This is a genomic window from Dyadobacter sp. CY347, from assembly GCF_021502655.1.
Lineage (GTDB): Bacteria > Bacteroidota > Bacteroidia > Cytophagales > Spirosomataceae > Dyadobacter.
The window spans coordinates 527798-544766 of sequence record NZ_JAKFFT010000004.1 but is presented as its reverse complement, the minus strand read 5'-3'; the positions used below and the strand labels follow the sequence as shown (position 1 = coordinate 544766).

13 protein-coding genes and 1 tRNA gene are annotated in these 16969 nt (G+C 47.5%); 6 read left to right on the top strand and 8 right to left on the bottom strand.

Annotated features, from left to right (window positions below; genetic code table 11):
* Positions 1-172 precede the first annotated feature (172 nt).
* Positions 173-1702 carry a SulP family inorganic anion transporter gene (locus tag L0659_RS10425; RefSeq protein ID WP_235125894.1) on the bottom strand — a complete coding sequence of 510 codons (1530 nt, stop codon included), beginning with the start codon at positions 1700-1702 and terminating at the stop codon, positions 173-175.
* A 432-nt stretch (positions 1703-2134) separates the two neighbouring features.
* Here L0659_RS10425 and L0659_RS10420 point away from each other — a divergent pair, with 432 nt between their 5' ends.
* The 6 genes from L0659_RS10420 to L0659_RS10395 all read left to right on the top strand — a co-directional run bounded on the left by L0659_RS10420 (position 2135) and on the right by L0659_RS10395 (position 9619).
* The gene (locus L0659_RS10420) at positions 2135-2653 is read left to right on the top strand and encodes a phage tail protein (protein ID WP_235125893.1); all 519 of its coding nucleotides are present in this window, start codon (positions 2135-2137) and stop codon (positions 2651-2653) included.
* A gap of 42 nt (positions 2654-2695) precedes the next feature.
* Entirely contained in the window at positions 2696-3211 is a 516-nt protein-coding gene (locus L0659_RS10415; RefSeq protein WP_235125892.1) for a phage tail protein, read from the top strand.
* Between the two features lie 49 nt (positions 3212-3260).
* Positions 3261-3779, top strand: a complete 519-nt coding sequence (locus L0659_RS10410) for a phage tail protein (protein ID WP_235125891.1) — start codon at positions 3261-3263, stop codon at positions 3777-3779.
* A gap of 40 nt (positions 3780-3819) precedes the next feature.
* Positions 3820-4323 carry a GNAT family N-acetyltransferase gene (locus L0659_RS10405; RefSeq protein ID WP_235125890.1) on the top strand — a complete coding sequence of 168 codons (504 nt, stop codon included), beginning with the start codon at positions 3820-3822 and terminating at the stop codon, positions 4321-4323.
* Entirely contained in the window at positions 4305-4613 is a 309-nt protein-coding gene (locus L0659_RS10400) for a DUF6916 family protein (protein ID WP_235125889.1), read from the top strand. Before L0659_RS10405 ends, L0659_RS10400 begins: the two co-directional genes overlap by 19 nt.
* Before the next feature lie 77 nt (positions 4614-4690).
* Positions 4691-9619 (top strand): Ig-like domain-containing protein, encoded by a 4929-nt coding sequence (locus L0659_RS10395; RefSeq protein ID WP_235125888.1) that lies wholly within the window; start codon positions 4691-4693, stop codon positions 9617-9619.
* A gap of 824 nt (positions 9620-10443) precedes the next feature.
* Here L0659_RS10395 and L0659_RS10390 read toward each other — a convergent pair.
* The 7 genes from L0659_RS10390 to L0659_RS10360 form a co-directional block, all read right to left on the bottom strand.
* Positions 10444-10520: transfer RNA gene (locus L0659_RS10390), tRNA-Ala, on the bottom strand.
* Between the two features lie 124 nt (positions 10521-10644).
* A complete protein-coding gene (locus L0659_RS10385) occupies positions 10645-10821 on the bottom strand; it encodes a hypothetical protein (RefSeq protein WP_169720042.1) in 177 nt (58 codons plus the stop codon).
* Between the two features lie 70 nt (positions 10822-10891).
* On the bottom strand, positions 10892-11419 hold the full coding sequence (locus L0659_RS10380) for a PolC-type DNA polymerase III (RefSeq protein WP_235125887.1): 528 nt from the start codon (positions 11417-11419) through the stop codon (positions 10892-10894).
* Positions 11420-11531: 112 nt separating this feature from the next.
* Positions 11532-12554, bottom strand: coding sequence for an energy transducer TonB (locus L0659_RS10375; RefSeq protein WP_235125886.1), 1023 nt, complete (start codon positions 12552-12554; stop codon positions 11532-11534).
* Positions 12555-12592: 38 nt separating this feature from the next.
* Positions 12593-12946 carry a PadR family transcriptional regulator gene (locus tag L0659_RS10370; RefSeq protein ID WP_082213318.1) on the bottom strand — a complete coding sequence of 118 codons (354 nt, stop codon included), beginning with the start codon at positions 12944-12946 and terminating at the stop codon, positions 12593-12595.
* A 97-nt stretch (positions 12947-13043) separates the two neighbouring features.
* Positions 13044-13514, bottom strand: a complete 471-nt coding sequence (locus L0659_RS10365; RefSeq protein ID WP_026630987.1) for an Lrp/AsnC ligand binding domain-containing protein — start codon at positions 13512-13514, stop codon at positions 13044-13046.
* A gap of 453 nt (positions 13515-13967) precedes the next feature.
* On the bottom strand, positions 13968-16793 hold the full coding sequence (locus L0659_RS10360) for a PVC-type heme-binding CxxCH protein (RefSeq protein WP_409019073.1): 2826 nt from the start codon (positions 16791-16793) through the stop codon (positions 13968-13970).
* Positions 16794-16969: the final 176 nt, after the last annotated feature.

The following is a 16969-nucleotide window of genomic DNA, read 5'->3' as shown; positions in this document are numbered from 1 at the left end:
GAATCATTCTTGCCTGCAAGTGTTAAATGAAGTTTCAACCTATTGCAATGTCGAATTATTTTGAATTAAATATACGAAGTTAGATTCGCCATAAGTATGTTCAGGCGTTATTGGAAAGGATCTAAATTGGGCATCTGATTTAAATGGGAAAGTCAGGATTTTCTTTCGCACCTCAGAGCGCTACGTGGTAATTGGGATCGTCGATGATATTCACCTCAATGACGTCATTGGCATTCGCCAGCAACCTGCGGCAATCGGGGCTTAGATGTTTCAGATGAACTTGTTTGCCTGCTTTCTGATATTTTTCAGTGATCTTGTTAAGGGCTTCAATGCCGGACATATCGGCGACACGGCTTTCTGAGAAGTCTATAATGACTTTTTCAGGGTCGGTTGCAATGTCGAATTTTTCGGAGAAAGCCGTCACGGAGCCGAAGAACAGCGGGCCGTAAATTTTGTAATGCTTCAGGCCGTTATCATCGGTCATTTTTTGCGCCCGGATCCTTTTTGCACTTTCCCAGGCAAATACCAATGCTGAAATGATGACGCCGATCAGGACCGCCAGGGCGAGATTGTGCAGGTAGATGGTGATCGCCGCAACGAGGATGCCGACAAAAACATCCTGTCTGGGCATTTTATTAATAATCCGGAAACTAACCCATTCAAACGTCCCGATCGCGACCATAAACATGACACCGGTAAGTGCGGCCATAGGAACAAGCTCTATAACCGGCGCCCCGAACAGGATGATCACCAGGATCGTTAGCGAAGCAATAATTCCTGATAACCTGGCTCTTGCGCCTGCGGAGAGGTTAACAAGCGTCTGCGCAATCATGGGACATCCGCCCATTCCGGTAAAAAAACCATTCAAGATGTTCGCACTTCCCTGCGCAATGCATTCCCTGTTCCCGTCGCCCCGGGTGCCTGTAATTTCATCCACCAGATTCAATGTGAGAAGTCCCTCAGTAAGCCCTACAGCGCCCATCACGAGTGCATAGGGGAAAATGATCTGTAATGTGGAGAAATTGAGTGGGATATCCGGAATGTGAAAAGGTGGAAACCCGCCGCTTACGGAAGCAATGTCACGGACAGTTTTTGTTTCAATTCCAAATCCCAGGACAACGAACGAAACGACAATGATAGCGACAAGCGATGGGGGGATTGCTTTTGTGAATTTTGGAAAAAGAATGATTATACCAATCGTGAGCGCTACCAAACCAGCCATAATAAACAAGGGAGCGCCTGTTAACCAGGAGGTTTCTCCATTTACAACCGTTTTGAACTGCTCCAATTGCGACATAAAAATGACGACGGCCAAACCATTCACAAAACCATACATAACAGGCTGTGGCACCAGTCGCACAAACTTTCCAAATTTAAAAACCCCAACGAGAATCTGAAAAACGCCAGCCATTGCGACGGCTGCAAAAACATATTCTACGCCGTGCGATTGCATCAGCGCAATTAAAACAATCACCGTGGCACCCGCACCACCCGAAATCAAGCCTGGCCGGCCACCGAAAATGGAGGTGACCAGGCCCATAATAAATGCTGCATAGAGCCCTACCAACGGTGAAAAACCCGCAAGAATAGCAAATGAAAGCGATTCTGGCATCATTGTCATCGCGACGGTCAGTCCGGCTAAAATCTCATTTTTATAGTTTACTTTTTGCGTAAAATCGAAGAGGTTAAGAAAGCTTTTCATTGATAAATTTACCGTGGAAACAGCAAAAGTATAAGAAAGATATTCATAAACCCGGGAAATGCCTGATTTTAAGGCGAAGACTAAAAATGGTTCGGCGCTGCGAAGTAGTTTGCCCGGTTCATTTATCTGGCCTACGATCGTAGAATAAATTTTACCGCTAAATAAGTTATTTCCAATTTTTTTTTGTATATTATTAATATTGCGGTGAGAGAATACTCCGATCCCAACTTCCTAACCTCTATGACAATGAATGCTATCCCCTTTCACGTTACTGCGATTATCACTCTGCTGCATCCTGAGTAGCAGGTTGGCTGGTTTGATCCCGGTCTTTCAAAAATCTTTCCGACACACGCACTTTGCACCGAGCCCGCTGTTGCCAGCCGGGAATGGATGCGCTACATCAAGTTTTTTAATCCTTTAACCAACCTTTAAATGGCAGAACCATTTCTATCAGAAATCCGAATGGTAACTTTCAATTTCCCTCCGAAAGGCTGGGCATTTGCCAGCGGACAGTTGCTTCCTATCAACCAAAACCAGGCGTTGTTTGCTTTGTTAGGCACCACTTTTGGCGGCAACGGACAAACAACATTTGCATTGCCCAACTTCCAGGGCAAAGTTCCCATTCATGTGGGAAACGGTTTTACACTGGGTCAAACCGGCGGTGAAATAAATCACACGATTACGCAGCAGGAACTCCCGCAGCATAGCCACCAGCTACAAGCGCTCGACACGGGTGATGCGGGTTCGAACACCATTAATCCGACCGGCAATTCATTTTCAAACTCGCAACCCAGTAACCTGTATTCCAACGCCGTCAATGATAATCTGCTGGCCCTCAGGCCGGGCACGGTTACATTTACCGGGGGAAGTCAGGCGCACAACAACATGCAGCCTTATTCGGTGATCACTTTTGTCATAGCGCTGCAGGGAATTTTCCCAAGTCAAAATTAGTCCCTCAGTGTTCCAGTCGATCACATTAAATACAGAAGATACATGGCACAACCATATGTTGGAGAAATAAGAATATTTGCGGGTAATTTTCCACCTGCTGGGTGGGCGTTCTGCGAGGGGCAACTTTTGCCGATCTCCGAAAACGAGGTCCTTTTTCAATTAATAGGCACTACTTACGGCGGCGACGGCGAGTCGACTTTCGCAATTCCCGATATGCAGGGCCGTCTGCCCGTCCATATGGGCAATAATCAGGGCACGACCTTCATCATCGGAGAAAAGGCAGGCACCGAGGCAGAAACGCTCAATACCAATCAGATCCCTAGCCATACGCACGATTTCCAGGTGACGACTGACATTGCGAACGTTCCCAGCCCGAGCGGCGCCATCGTAGGTGTGTCCACAAAAGCGAAAGTTTTCTTTGAAGATCCCCCTATTGTCAATTTTAATCCTAACGATATCGGGCCTGCCGGGGGAAGTCAGCCGCACAATAATTTTCAACCGTACCTGTGTCTAAATTTTATCATTTCTCTCTTCGGGATATTCCCCTCTCCGACCTGAAATCCGGCAAGAAAGACGGTGTATAAAATTTTAACCACAAAAAAATATCATGGATCCATTTGTAGCAGAAGTCAGAATATTCCCATTCAATTTTGCGCCCAAGGGCTGGGCTTTTTGTAACGGCCAGTTACTGCCGATTTCGCAGAACACTGCATTGTTCTCGCTGCTAGGCACAACTTACGGCGGCGACGGCAAGTCGACATTTGCATTGCCTGACCTCCAAGGCGCGGCGCCTATGCATCCCGGGCAGGGACCAGGCTTGTCGCTGCATGACCTGGGGGAGACATCGGGAAGCACATCAGTAACGTTGCTTCAATCGGAAATGCCATTCCATAATCATCAGCTGCGCGCGGCCAGCGATGTTGCGGAAACCGCTACACCCAGCAACACAACCACATTTGCACTGGCAGACGAAGGAAGCGTGTATATCGCAGGCACCCCAGCCAACCCAATGGCATACAATTCCCTGAAAGAGACAGGCCAATCATTGCCGCATAACAATATGCAGCCTTACCTGACCTGCTACTTCAATATTGCTTTGCAAGGAGTATTCCCGCCGAGAGGCTGATTAACAACCACCTGATTACTGATTTTTTTGAGTTACCATCATGACTTTGCGTTTTACCCACCCCGATCTCCAAGTACGGCCCATCGGCCCCAATGATATGGCATTCCTGCTCGACACCTACGCAAGTACGCGGGCGGAAGAAATGGAAAGGGTCCCGCAATGGACCGATCTGATGAAACGGGAATTTATAAAAGGGCAGTTTAACGCCCAGCATGATTACTATCAAAAAAACTACGTCGGGGGCAATTTCTGGGTGATTGAAAATAAAGGAAACCATATCGGGAGGCTTTACCTCCACGAAAACTATCAGGACAAGGGTATGCGGATCATTGACATTACGATTTCCCCAGTGCACCGGAACCGCGGCATAGGAGAATCAATTTTGAAAGACCTGATGCAAAGGGCTGCCCAACTCGGACGGCCGCTGAGCATTCATGTGGAAACTTTCAATCCTGCAAAGAATCTGTATACCCGCCTGGGTTTCAAAACTGTGAGTGAAACAAACGGAGTTTATCATTTAATGGAATGGACGCATACGACCTAAGTACAATGACGGCTGATGATTTCAGCCAATACAAGGACCAGACGCTCGACGTCTATTTTTCGGAAACGCAGATAGTACCCTCGGTTTTAACGAGAGTAACCCGGCTGAGCAGCTACACGCCACTCGAACGCGGGCCTTTTTCGCTGGAATTCCAAACCAGCGGAGATCATTCCCACCGGCCCCAGGGAATCTACAAGATCGCTCATCCGGATATCCGGAACATTGAGGTGTTCCTGGTGCCGATCGGGCCAGACGCGAAAGGGATGCGGTACGAAGCCGTATTTTCCTGAAATGCTCTTCAACGAATTAAGACAACGCTTTATGAAACTGAAAAAATACTCCTGGCTACATCAAACAAACTAGCTGCATGAAAAATTTTTACCTATATCTTACGGGGCTGGTGCTTTTGGTGTCCGGCATCGAAATGGCCGACCGGCTCGTTGCCGACAGCAACCCAAAGGAGCAACTGGCCCTGAGTCAGAAAAACCGGGTGCACGTTACAGAAGCGGCACCTGTAAAAATTCCTTTTGTGAGGCCCCGTGCCATAACAGCGGGATCAAAAATGATGCTTGTACCCGGCATTTCGGCTACCAACAGCTATGTAATTTCCAATGATACCGGTCTTAGCGGAGGCTCTGCGGGTGATGAAATCACTTATGCGGTCACCATCAGCAATGGCGGCACGGATGCTACTGGGGTCGTATTCTCGGAAACCCTTGACGAAAACACCACCCTGGTGCAAGGCTCGGTAACCGCAAGTCCGATTGCCGTCAACGACTCATATAATACGATCGGTAACGTGGGGCTCACCATTCCGGCAGGTATCGGCTTGCTTAGCAATGATGTCAGTCCTGACGGGGCGGCTCTAACCATTACCAGCTCAGCAACTGTGACCACTACCCAGGGAGGAACCGTAACACTTGACCAGATCAGCGGTGAATTCACTTACGACGCACCTGCGGGTTACACCGGATCAGATACATTTGAATACACCATTGGAAACAACTCAGGTACGACTTCCACGGCGACCGCAACCATCACTGCAACAGGTGCTATCTGGTTTATTAAAGCCGACGCGCCGGCAGGCGGAACAGGAACGCTTTCGAAGCCATTCAACTCCCTGAACGCTTTTCAGTCCATCAATAACAATACGGGCCTGAACGCTAAAACAGGACATCTCATTTTTATTTACACAGGTAGTTATGACGGCAGCATAACCCTGCTGGCCAGCCAGAAGCTGATCGGCCAGGGCGCAGGAGAAAGCATACTTTCCCTTGGCGGGTTCGCGACACCAAGCGGTGGCGATCTTTTGCCAGCGACCGGCGGCACGCGCCCAACGGTCACTTCTTCCGGCACCGCGGTCACACTGGCAGCGGATAATACGATCCGGGGTTTCAACATTGGCAATACCACTGGTTCCAAACTTGCCGGCACATTCACGGGCACGCTGACTGTCCGTGAAATGGCCCTTAACGGAAGCGGGCGGGCAATGGCGGTATCAGGAGGCACTTTCGATGCTGTGTTTTCCGAAGTTTCTTCGAGCTCTACTACAGGAGGCGAGTCGGTCACGATCGGAGCCGGAAGCGGTTCGGTCACAATCCCGACAGGGACGATCAATGCAACGAATGCAGGCGCGATCAAGATTTCGGGAAGTTCACTGGCCCTTAACGTCACCTTCGTTTCTGTTTCAAGTTCTGGCACGTCAAAGGGCGTTTCTGTTTCAGGTACAACCGGCACATTCCAGATTACCGGTAGCGGAACAACAGACGGATCCGGCGGCATAATCCAGAATATCAGCGGCAGGGGCATGGAGTTCATTTCAGCAGCAGGGATAACGATCAAGAATGTGAACATGGTTAATGCCAACACCACAGACGGAACTTTGCCATCCGCCCTCGACAATTCAAATGCCAATGCGGCAATCCACGCGAATTCAGTTGCAGGATTGTCACTGGACAATGTAGAGATTACCGGCACTGTGTCGCAGGAAGGTATTAACCTGAGAGGTGTCAGTAATTTTAATTTTACCAATGGAACAATAGCAAATGGCGGGACATTAGGCACAAGCGAAGAAGGCTGTATCTATGCCATCAATACGAGCGGCACCTGCACGATCACCAATTCTGCATTTGTCAATCCGGGCGGACGTGCTGTGTATTTTGACAATACAAATACAAACCTTTCCAAGCTTACCGTTTCCGGTTCGTCTTTTGATAATGCGGACAATGGTTCGGGTTTGCAAACTTATGCCCGCGGAAGTTCAGCGATGAACCTTCGGGTTATCAATTCTCAGTTTACCAGATGCCGTACGGCGGGTATTGAATCTTATGCAACCGACAATGCCGTGATCCAGGCTGACGTGCTGGACTGTATTATTAATCCAACCGACAACGTAGGAACCGGGATAGATATCGCCAGTTCAGGCAGTGCAACTGCAAAGTTTAATGTAAGTAATAACACCGTATCTACGTGGAATGGCCCGGCCTTGAACTTCTTCACGACCGGCAACGGCTCACTGGAAGGAAATGTTACAGCCAATAATTTGACAAAAACCGCCCAGGCAGGTTCCGGGATCCGTGTGAGCAACAACACGCCAAGCGCAAGCTCAACCGTACTGATCAGGGACAATGTAATTAATAACTGGTCCACCGGAAATGGTATTGCGGTAGAAGCAACATCCTCTACGAACACGCTGAGCAATGTTACGATTGACAATAACACAATGGCAATGACCGGAGTGGACGCACTTTACGGGATTGACGTGCTTACTGCCGGCGGCGGCACGAACAATGCAAAAATTTGCGCCAACATCATTAACAATGACGTAACTATTTCGCCTGTTGTTACCTATGCAGCAAGGGCCAGGTCAGGTGTAGCCGGCTCAACCGAAATACGCTTGCAGGGAATAGGAACGACCTTTGAGGAAACCTGGAACAATGGGGGAAATTCACCAGGAGCCGGACCGGTTAACCAGAGCGGTAGCGGACCATTCACAATCGGTGCGGGCGTAATTTGCACGGTACCTTCTGTGCCGTTGCTGAATGCACGCATGAGCGCGGAAGAACAGGAAACAGCTAAAATCACACCCGAAGAAAACCCTCCGGCAGCGCTGCGTGAGTCCGCTGAAAACGTGCCAGCCACAAAGCCTGTTGTGCAAATGGCACCTGCTGTTAAGGCAAGTCCTGCGCGTATGGAGGCTGCACAAGCCGGTGAAACGGTTACAATCAATGGCGGCGGCAGCGGTTTCAATATTCCGGCTGGTAAAAATGTGATCATTACTTTCAGGGCTATCATTAATTCCGACATACCAACTGCTGTTTGCCAGGTATCAACCCAGGGAACTGTTTCGGGAAGCAATTTTGACAACGTACTGACCGACGACCCAGCCGTTGCCGGAAGTAATAACCCAACCGTTACGCCGGTAGTATCTGTGCCTGTGATCACGTCCTGCCCTGGTGACCAAACCGTATCCCCCGACGCTGGCACCTGTACTTCTACACAAACACTCGCCGCAACCGCAGATGCGTGTCCGGCTGCGACCATTGCTTATAGTGTCAATGGAAATCCGATTACTTTCCCGTACGAATTCCCCGCAGGTGCAACCACGGTGCTGGTAACAGCTTCAAATGGCATTGGGACGGCTCCTACCTGCTCATTTACTGTGACAGTAACCCCTACCCCCGCGCCTCCTATCACGGATGAGCCTGATGCACAGACGATTTGTGCGGGTGCCGATGCTTCCTTTACCGTGGCTACGTCTCAGGGTGATGTTACTTACCAATGGCAGAAAAAACCTTCCGGAGGTGCGTATGCGGATATTGATGTGGCATCTAACCCTACGGCTGACGACGCGACGCTGACGCTGACCAATGTGCCTGCTACGGATAACCAGTCGGAATACCGGTGCATTGTTTCAAATCCTTGCAACAGTTCGACTTCTGAGGCTGCAATTTTGACGGTTAATGAGATCACAAGTTCCTCTTTAACGGGAACAACCAGTGTGAATCAGGGAGCTGCGGCGCCGGTTGTTACCTTCGGGGCAACGGGAGGCACATTGCCCTACACATTTACTTACACGGTGAACGGAGGCAGCAATCAGACCGTTTCAACGACTGGCACCGAAACAACCGCAACATTGAGTCAGCCAACAGATGTTGTTGGTGTATTTAATTATGAACTTGTGAGTGTAACCGATGCGCTATCGTGTTCGCTGACGCCTTCCTCTGCACAGACCGCCGTTGTAACCGTCGCTAACGACCTTACCGCAACTATTTCGGGCACAGAGAGCGTTTGCCAGAATGCAACGCAACCTGTCATCACATTCACAGCGGTCAACGGAATTGCGCCATTCACATTTACCTACAACATTGATGGTGGAACTGATCAGACGGTGTCAACCACCGGTACAAGTACGACCGCAACGGTGAACGCGCCAACATCCGCTACCGGAACATTCGTTTACAACCTGACAAATGTGAGCGGCGCAGGCGATGCTACGACGCCGGTTGCAGCACAAACCGTCACTATCACGGTAAACGCTGCGCCCACAATTGCTCTCACCGGTGAGCAATACGAATGCACGGTTGATCTCAATAGCTATACGGTATTCTTCACGGCGTCGGACGGGGCTGTAATTACTTCGGATAAAGGCGTAGTAAGCGGCAACACCGTTACAGGCATTCCAACGAATGAAACCGCCATACTGACGGCTACGCTCGGCACCTGCTCCACTACGTTATCGGTTTCCAAGGACTGCTCTTTGCCGGTAACCCTGATCGACTTTAATGGTTCCAATGTGGAAAATACTGCTGTCCTGACTTGGAGGACCGCGGAAGAAACGAACAGCGAGCGGTTCGATATTCAACGCAGCACCGACGGCAAAGACTGGCGAACAGTCGGCACCGAAAAATCCCATGGTGAAAGTTATGTAGTGAAATCTTATTCATTCGTGGACAAAACACCTGGCGTGGGAGACAATTTCTATCGCCTCAAAATGATCGATCTGGACAAGACATTTGCTTACAGCCGGGTGATCCAAGTGCGCTTGGCCAATCATGTTCTGAATTCAGAATTTTATCCAAATCCGGTTTCGGATGTGCTAACGCTGTCAAGTACAAACTGGAACGAGGTAAAATCGGTTGAAATCCACAATATGATCGGAAATTCTGTTTATCGATCAGGGGAAAAAGTATCGAAAACCATATCAGTGAAAGAATTCCCGGTTGGCATGTACATCCTGACCATTACCCACTCGAATGGTGACACAGTAAGCCGTAAAGTATTAATCAGTCATTAAAAAGCTGATTTCTATATTTAAATGCTGGATTCAGATTTAAATAGTTTAGAAATTTAGTAAGCTGACCAAACATTAAAAGCCCTTTCTTAACTGATGTGAAGAAAGGGCTTTTATGTATTCAGAGACAATTCTTCCTTGTAGATCTTTTCGTCAAGGAACAAGAACTTCACCAATGTTGATGTATCGAGATATCGCTCTCCGTTGGAAACCTTTAAGACACAGGATACCAGTTCACTTATGATTATCGTCGGAAAATAAGAACTGAATGTTCAACTGCTCAATTTTACCGGTAAGATAGTCTCCCAACAATTCTGAAAATTGTTTGTATTCGTCGACAATCATTACTTTCATAAGCACACACATTTATTACCAAGCCATTATGCTATTCGATCTTCGTCAATTATCAATAAGCAAGTGTGTTTACTCACTTAATTTATTAGATATTATGGCCTATTTGAAAAACGTAAATTTAATTTACCCGATTTGAAGAATCGCGCGTCCATACTGTACAAACCACTTTGTATGGGATGTACCAGCACATTTTCGGATGTTTAGAGCCGAAAGCTAAAAAGAATTTTAGATTCCCGATTCTACCGGAAGCATGGAGTTTGCGGCCTAACTGCACATCTTTTTCCCTTTTCCAAGTTTTTATAATGTTTTCCCGTGGTTCAGAGTGTACAGAATGGTTTGTACGAAATGGATAATCTGCTCGGAGGCATAAGCCATTGTTTTTCTCTTTTAGCTTTAAGGGAAAGGTTGGGGCAGCTGCGATTTAGCTAAACAAAAAAACCACCTACAATTTCAATTGTAAGTGGTTGATTATGTGGTGGAGAATATCGGATTCGAACCGACGACCTCTTGCATGCCATGCAAGCGCTCTAGCCAACTGAGCTAATCCCCCATTTCAAAGGATGCATTTCCCCTCCGTTTGAAGGGAGTGCAAAGATGAAACGGAGAAAGCTTATAAGCAAGTTTGTAGCAAACTTTATCTTTTTGGCTAAAAGAGGTCGTTGCAAATCGAATTGTTACCGACGTCCGCCTCCGAATGCTTTTGACAATGCCCAGATTACGATTGCAATCACCGCAACCACAAGAATAACGCCTGTCCAGACGCCTCCTTTGAAAATGCCGCCTACAACTTCACAGCTGGTAAGTGTTACGGTCAATAGCAAAACGATGAGGAAGTTGATATACGCTTTCATATGCTGGTAAAATTTAGGTTAGTATTTTCCAACATTATCTAAAGAATCGTTCCAAGCGTCCCAATCGCACTTATTTCAGCATAAAATCCATGGGGATCAAACTATTCCGGTCGTTAAATAGCAGTTTTTCAAATAGTTGAACCGTCGCGGCTGCATCACCGTGAGCGCGGTGGCGATTCTCGATGTTGATTTCCAGACTTTCGCACAGCTTTCCCAAACTGTAAGATTTTAGTCCCGGGAAAATTTTTCTGCTCAGCTGAACGGTGCACAATAAATCCCGCTGGAAATATTCATCCAGCGCTCCGAATTCTCTTTTGATAAAACCATAATCGAACTTCGCATTGTGGGCAACAAACCAGGCATCTTTGGTCAATGCACGCACAGAGTCCTGCACATCGTAAAAAGTGGGTGAATCTTTCACCATGGCATTGTCTATCCCCGTGAGGCGGGTGATAAACGGCGGAATGTAAATTTCGGGATTGATCAGGGAATGGAATATATCGACGATCTGCTGGCCATCGTGCCGGAAAACGGCAATCTCGGTAATGCGTGCTGCTCCTCCCCCACCTGTTGTTTCAATATCTACGATTGCGTACATTAACCTCCTGCCTTCCTGTTTTGATTTGAATACAAAAAAACAAAAAAATCCCCGGCAAAGCGAGGATTTTTTCAATAACAGGGAGGCATTTACGCAATGCCGTGAGCAACCTTTAATTTAACTGAAAACTAATAGGCAATGTAAAGCGGACCTTCACGGGGACTCCGGCTTGTTTACCCGGCGCCCAGTTTTTCATCAGTTTTACAACGCGTACTGCCTCTTCGTCACAGCCAAATCCAATTCCTTTGATTGCAGTTACATTTTCAACTTTTCCATCAGATGCAACGGTGAATTCAACAAATACCTTTCCCTGAATTCCAGCTTGCGCTGCGGGGGCCGGGTATCTCAGGTTTTTTTGGAGGAATGCACCCATTTCCGCCAGTCCGCCTTTATATTGGGGCGCTTGTTCAACGCTCCTGAATATTTCTTCTTTTCGCGGTTCCAATCCTGCGGTTGCGGGCTTCGATGAAGCGGCTTCCGGTGCGGGCGGAACAATGATCGTTATCTCTTCAAGGCCATCCAGTGTTTTTTCGGCAGGCTGCGCATTTTCCAATTCTTCAATGGCTGGCGGCAGATTTTCAATGGTAACCTGCTCGTCTGGCAGAACCACCGGCGGCAGCGAGCGAACTGTTTTAGGTGCAGGTGCCACTTCTTCTTCAACCGGCGGCTTGGGTAATATTTCCGGTGTAATGTCAATCGGGTTCGCTTCAACGATATACGCAATGTCGTCCGGCTTGGATTCGGGAACGAGACGTGCGTAAAGGTTTGGGAACATAACCAAAAGCAAAAACAATGTTACCCCCATCAGCACAGAGCGCTGAATGGTTTGCCCGTAACTTTTTCTCAAATCATAAGCTCCGTAAAGTTTGTTGCGGCCCTCGAAAACGATGTCATTCAATGATTTTTTCATGGCTAACAGATTTTGGTGATCGACACTCAGGTTCAGGAGCGATTGCGGATCAGCGGTTTCCATCATATTATGATAGATCTGCTCAAACGGTTTTCCATCCCAAAGACGCTCTTCTGCTTCACAAGCCAAATGGTCCAGGATTTCGGGTAGCAATTCGGGATCCAGTTTGCTTGATTGCAAATATTTATTAATCAAATCAATGCGATTTTCCTGAAGGCGTTTCATCGGATTATCTGTTTAGATATGAGCCATGTAACAAGGTTTTACTCAGTTGCCAGACTTTTCGGAGCCAGTAATAATCTTACTGCATCTATAAAACGTTCAAGGTCATTGGTTTTATTACGGGCAGCCTCATTTCCGGGGGTTGTCAGTGAATAATATTTTCTCAAACGCCCGTCCACCTCAACCGACTCGGTGATCAGCATGCCTTCCTGTTCCAATTTATGTAAAACAGGATACAATGCGCCAAATGTCAATGCGATGGCGCCGCCTGTTCTGTCTTTTACCTCCTGGGTTATCTCATATCCGTACATCCGGTCATGCTCAGCCAATAGGTTTAAAACTATGGTCTTTAATGTACCGCGTACGTACTCGTTGCTCGTTGCGTTATTCTCCATGAGTGATTTTGTTTCTAAACAAATATATATAAGTTTTTTATATATACAATACAAATTTATCAGATTTATTTTACCCTGCAAATGATTCGTTCAAATTTTAACTTTCAGCCAGCGGAATGGACCGGTTAATGCGTTCTTCGAGGGAAATAAAGGTTTCTGTTCGCTGGATGCCGTTGACTTTCTGAATTTTGTCGTGCAGGATTTCACGTAAATGGCCTGTGTCACGGCATACGATCTTCAAAAATATACTGTAAATGCCTGTCGTATAATGAATATTGACAACTTCCGGAATGCCTTCCAGCTCGGTTGCAACTTGTTCGTACAGCGAACTCTTATCCAGGTAAATTCCTAAAAATGCACTGATATCCCAACCCAGTTTTGCAGGATCGATGACGAGTTGAGAGCCTTTGACAATGCCCATCTGTTCGAGCTTTTTCATGCGAACGTGTACGGTACCGCCGGAGACAAATACCCTTTTTCCGATTTCTGTGTAGGGCAGTGCCGCATTTTCGATAAGCAGGGAAAGGATGCGTAAATCAGTGCTGTCTATATCTGAATATTTCTGCATTTAAGATTGAATGTTTGAATTTTTCACAATAATCCTATCCAAATTATGAAACAATTGTAAATTTTAACAATTTTAAATGAAAATATTTTATATTTAAGTCCAGAAGTTTTAGTTTTGCAGAACCAAAGTATGAGGTGTATTTAATAAATGCCTCTTGCAATGAGAAATGTCACATTGTAGGGTGATGAAATTGGCAGCCATGCCCTCCTGTCTCGGGGGTGGTGAATAAGGGATAAACGCGGCATAATGCCGACGCAAGTCGACTGGGGTGGACCACCAACAGTATTTGTACCGTAGCTAACCGCACCGTGGGTGGTTCGAATCCCCCTCCTACAGCAAAAAAAACTTGACAAGCGAATTTTTTCGTATTAGTTTTATTTGGTTTTTAGTTTGTTGATGAAGTGTAATTTGACACGCGGGTTCATTTTGAAACCTGCGTGTTTTTTTATACACCTACTTCTCATCCAGCACCTTACCAATCAGCATCTGGCTTTCATGGTTCTCATGCGAGCCGCTTTGTCCCAGCTTTTGATTCAAGTCCTTCAAAACCTTTTTAGAATCCTCCGTACCGATAGCTGCTACACGCTGGATGGTATAAGGCAGTATCTTGGGCAGTTTCGCTTTCTCGGCCATTTGCAATGCGCGTTTCATATCCAAAGCCGCCAAAGGTTCGGCTGCATACCAGACCATTAACGGCAGGTTATGGTCGTCTTTATCTTGCTCTTTCTGCATTAAGGCTTCGACGACATCCCAGCGCTGCGCGGGATCGAGCCTAAGCATTCCCAAAGCCAGGTAAAGCCTTACCAAGGCTGAATTGTCTGTCTGCGCCATTTCTGCAAACTTTCTTAATGTTTCAGGTGAAACCTGCTTGTCTTCCGTCAGCAGTTGAACGGACCAGCTTCTGATATATTCATCTTCGTTTGCCAGCAGCTCCATCAGGTCTTTCTCTTCCAATCCTTTGGTTACGTGCAGCGTCCATAATGCACGCAGCTTGCGGGTTACGTCCGGGTTTTTGGCCAGGATTTCCTTTAATGCTTTGTGAACTTTCTTGTTTGCGCCGCGCTCTTGGAGAATGGTGCGGGCTTGTCTAACATAATAGTCATTATCATTCAACTGGTAATTAACCAGTTCCATATCAGAGGCTTTGGTCAAATCCACTTTCACCCACTTGTCGTTTTCGTGCGTGATTTTGAAAATCCTTCCCATAGTCTTGTCGTGCACGTCGGGATTTGGGCTGTGACATTGGTTTTTATCATACCAGTCAATCGCCCACACCGAGCCGCTTGCGTCGTATTTGAAATTCAGCCACTGCGACCAGGAATCGTTCATAGCCAGAAAATCAGGCCGGTGCTGCGCCACATAACCTGAGCCTTTCTTCTCGAAATGGTCCACATTCAGGCGGGAACCATTGATGTTGTTCATGAAAATCTCATTGCGATATTCCTTCGGCCAGCTGTTGCCCAGATAGATCATCGCCCCGGCATGCGCATGCCCGCCGCCCGCAGCGGCCGAACGGAAGTTACCAGCGTGCGGACCGCGTTCTCCCAGCCAATGCACATGATCGCCTATGGTTTTGATATCGTCGTACGTGTATGGATTAAAGTGCTTACCGGCTTGCCGCTGGTAACGCGCACCCTGAATGACATGATACATATGCGGGATCACGCAAACGGTGATAAACGGATGCCCGTAATCATTGAAATCAATGCCCCAGGGATTGCTGACCCCTTCTGCAAAAACCTCAAACTTGTGTAACGTTGGGTGGTAACGCCATACGCCGCCGTTGATCTTGGCCCGGTCTGCCTCAGGCGTCCCGGGTTTTCCTACCACCGAATGTGTAAAAACGCCATGAGTCCCGTAAAGCCATCCATCCGGGCCCCAGCGCAAGCTGTTCAGCACTTCATGCGTGTCGTGCAATCCCCAGCCGTCGAGTAAAATCTGTTCAGGACCGGCAGGTTTATCTGTCTTTGGGTCAATAGGGATAAACAACATATTGGGTGCAGAGCCCAGCCATACACCGCCCATACCCACTTCGATCCCGCTGATGAGGTTCAGGTTTTCTGCAAAGACCTTCTTACTATCCAATGTCCCGTCACCATTGGTGTCTTCCAGGATCAGAATACGGTCCCTACCCTTGCCTTCCGGCGCGCGAACCGGATAAGTATGCCCTTCCACCACCCATAACCGGCCTTTGGCATCGATTGTGAATGCAATCGGCTTTACAACTTCCGGTTCAGACGCTGCCAGAGTTACTTTGAAACCTTTTGGAGGTGTCATCGCGGCAGCAGCCTTTTCACCGGAAAGCCCTGCATTCAGAACCGGATCTAATGGCGGGAGAACGATAATGTCCTTTTGTTTGAGCTCATTGGGAAACTCGGGACGGATTGGATAAAAGAGGAATTCATCAAAATTGATGTGTGCCCATTTATCGTCTGCTATGTAGGGAATTTGAGAGATACCCGTCTCATTATCAATGATCCGGATGAAAATTTCCTGGTTTATATATTTCTCTAAATCCACCACGGCAGGCTGCAATGTGGCCCGGCCTTGTCCGGTAATGTGGTAAATAATGCTGTCGGTCCCTGCTAAAACCAGCTCCACGCGCGTGTCCAGCAGCGCGCCGCCGGATACTTTAAATGCTGCAAATGATTGTGTGATTTTGAAAGGTGCGGAGGTTAATGTTCCTGTCAGTTTGTAATTGGTATTTCCGCCGCTGCTCAGGAAATATTTTCCATCAAAACCAATTTTCATATCCTTCTCATGCAGAGGCGATGGGTCCGCATTGAGCAGCGGATTGGCGAATGCATCACCCTTTGCTGTCCAGTCTTTTAATGTTCCTGATTCGAAATTCAGGTTCAAGGGCTGGCCATCTTTCATCGGCAACTGCCCGGCAACTGTTTTTCCGTTCACATCGCCTTCCACCACTTCAAAACTCCCCACCATTCCGGCTACCCTATGCCCTGGCACCGAACAGAAGTAAGTATCACTTTCCTTAGCTACAAAATTAATGCTCGTGCTCGATCCCTTTTCCAGGATAACCTTGCTTTTGATCCCCAACTTTTCCAAAGCAATATCATGCGTCATCAACTCACCGTTGGTGATCTTGATGCGGACTTTGTCGCCTTTATTGGCTTTCAACGTCGGGTTTCGCGCGCCGTCGGGGGCGAAAAAACCCAGCATTGTGGCTTCCAACGCGTATTCCCGGTCGAACTTTCCGGTATCCGCTTTGGCGGTCGGGATCTTTGACTTTTGGGCCGAGAGCTGCCCCTGAACGCCCATTAGAGCGACAACAAGAAGCAGGATCATTGATCTTGGGAATGTGGACATAGGACTTTTATGAATTGCTTAGGAATATTGCCTTTAAAATTAGGAAAAAAACATGATGCATAGCATACGGCAGTTGAGCGAAGCCCTACTGATCGATGATTATGCAAAAAATTAAAGGAGGTGTTAGA

Excerpts from the sequence above, each read along its gene's own strand:
- L0659_RS10425 (WP_235125894.1), bottom strand. The coding sequence starts at position 1,702 with ATGAAAAGCTTTCTTAACCTCTTCGATTTTACGCAAAAAGTAAACTAT.
- L0659_RS10420 (WP_235125893.1), top strand. The coding sequence starts at position 2,135 with ATGGCAGAACCATTTCTATCAGAAATCCGAATGGTAACTTTCAATTTC.
- L0659_RS10415 (WP_235125892.1), top strand. The coding sequence starts at position 2,696 with ATGGCACAACCATATGTTGGAGAAATAAGAATATTTGCGGGTAATTTT.
- L0659_RS10410 (WP_235125891.1), top strand. The coding sequence starts at position 3,261 with ATGGATCCATTTGTAGCAGAAGTCAGAATATTCCCATTCAATTTTGCG.
- L0659_RS10405 (WP_235125890.1), top strand. The coding sequence starts at position 3,820 with ATGACTTTGCGTTTTACCCACCCCGATCTCCAAGTACGGCCCATCGGC.
- L0659_RS10400 (WP_235125889.1), top strand. The coding sequence starts at position 4,305 with ATGGACGCATACGACCTAAGTACAATGACGGCTGATGATTTCAGCCAA.
- L0659_RS10395 (WP_235125888.1), top strand. The coding sequence starts at position 4,691 with ATGAAAAATTTTTACCTATATCTTACGGGGCTGGTGCTTTTGGTGTCC.
- L0659_RS10385 (WP_169720042.1), bottom strand. The coding sequence starts at position 10,821 with ATGAAAGCGTATATCAACTTCCTCATCGTTTTGCTATTGACCGTAACA.
- L0659_RS10380 (WP_235125887.1), bottom strand. The coding sequence starts at position 11,419 with ATGTACGCAATCGTAGATATTGAAACAACAGGTGGGGGAGGAGCAGCA.
- L0659_RS10375 (WP_235125886.1), bottom strand. The coding sequence starts at position 12,554 with ATGAAACGCCTTCAGGAAAATCGCATTGATTTGATTAATAAATATTTG.
- L0659_RS10370 (WP_082213318.1), bottom strand. The coding sequence starts at position 12,946 with ATGGAGAATAACGCAACGAGCAACGAGTACGTACGCGGTACATTAAAG.
- L0659_RS10365 (WP_026630987.1), bottom strand. The coding sequence starts at position 13,514 with ATGCAGAAATATTCAGATATAGACAGCACTGATTTACGCATCCTTTCC.
- L0659_RS10360 (WP_409019073.1), bottom strand. The coding sequence starts at position 16,793 with ATGGGCGTTCAGGGGCAGCTCTCGGCCCAAAAGTCAAAGATCCCGACC.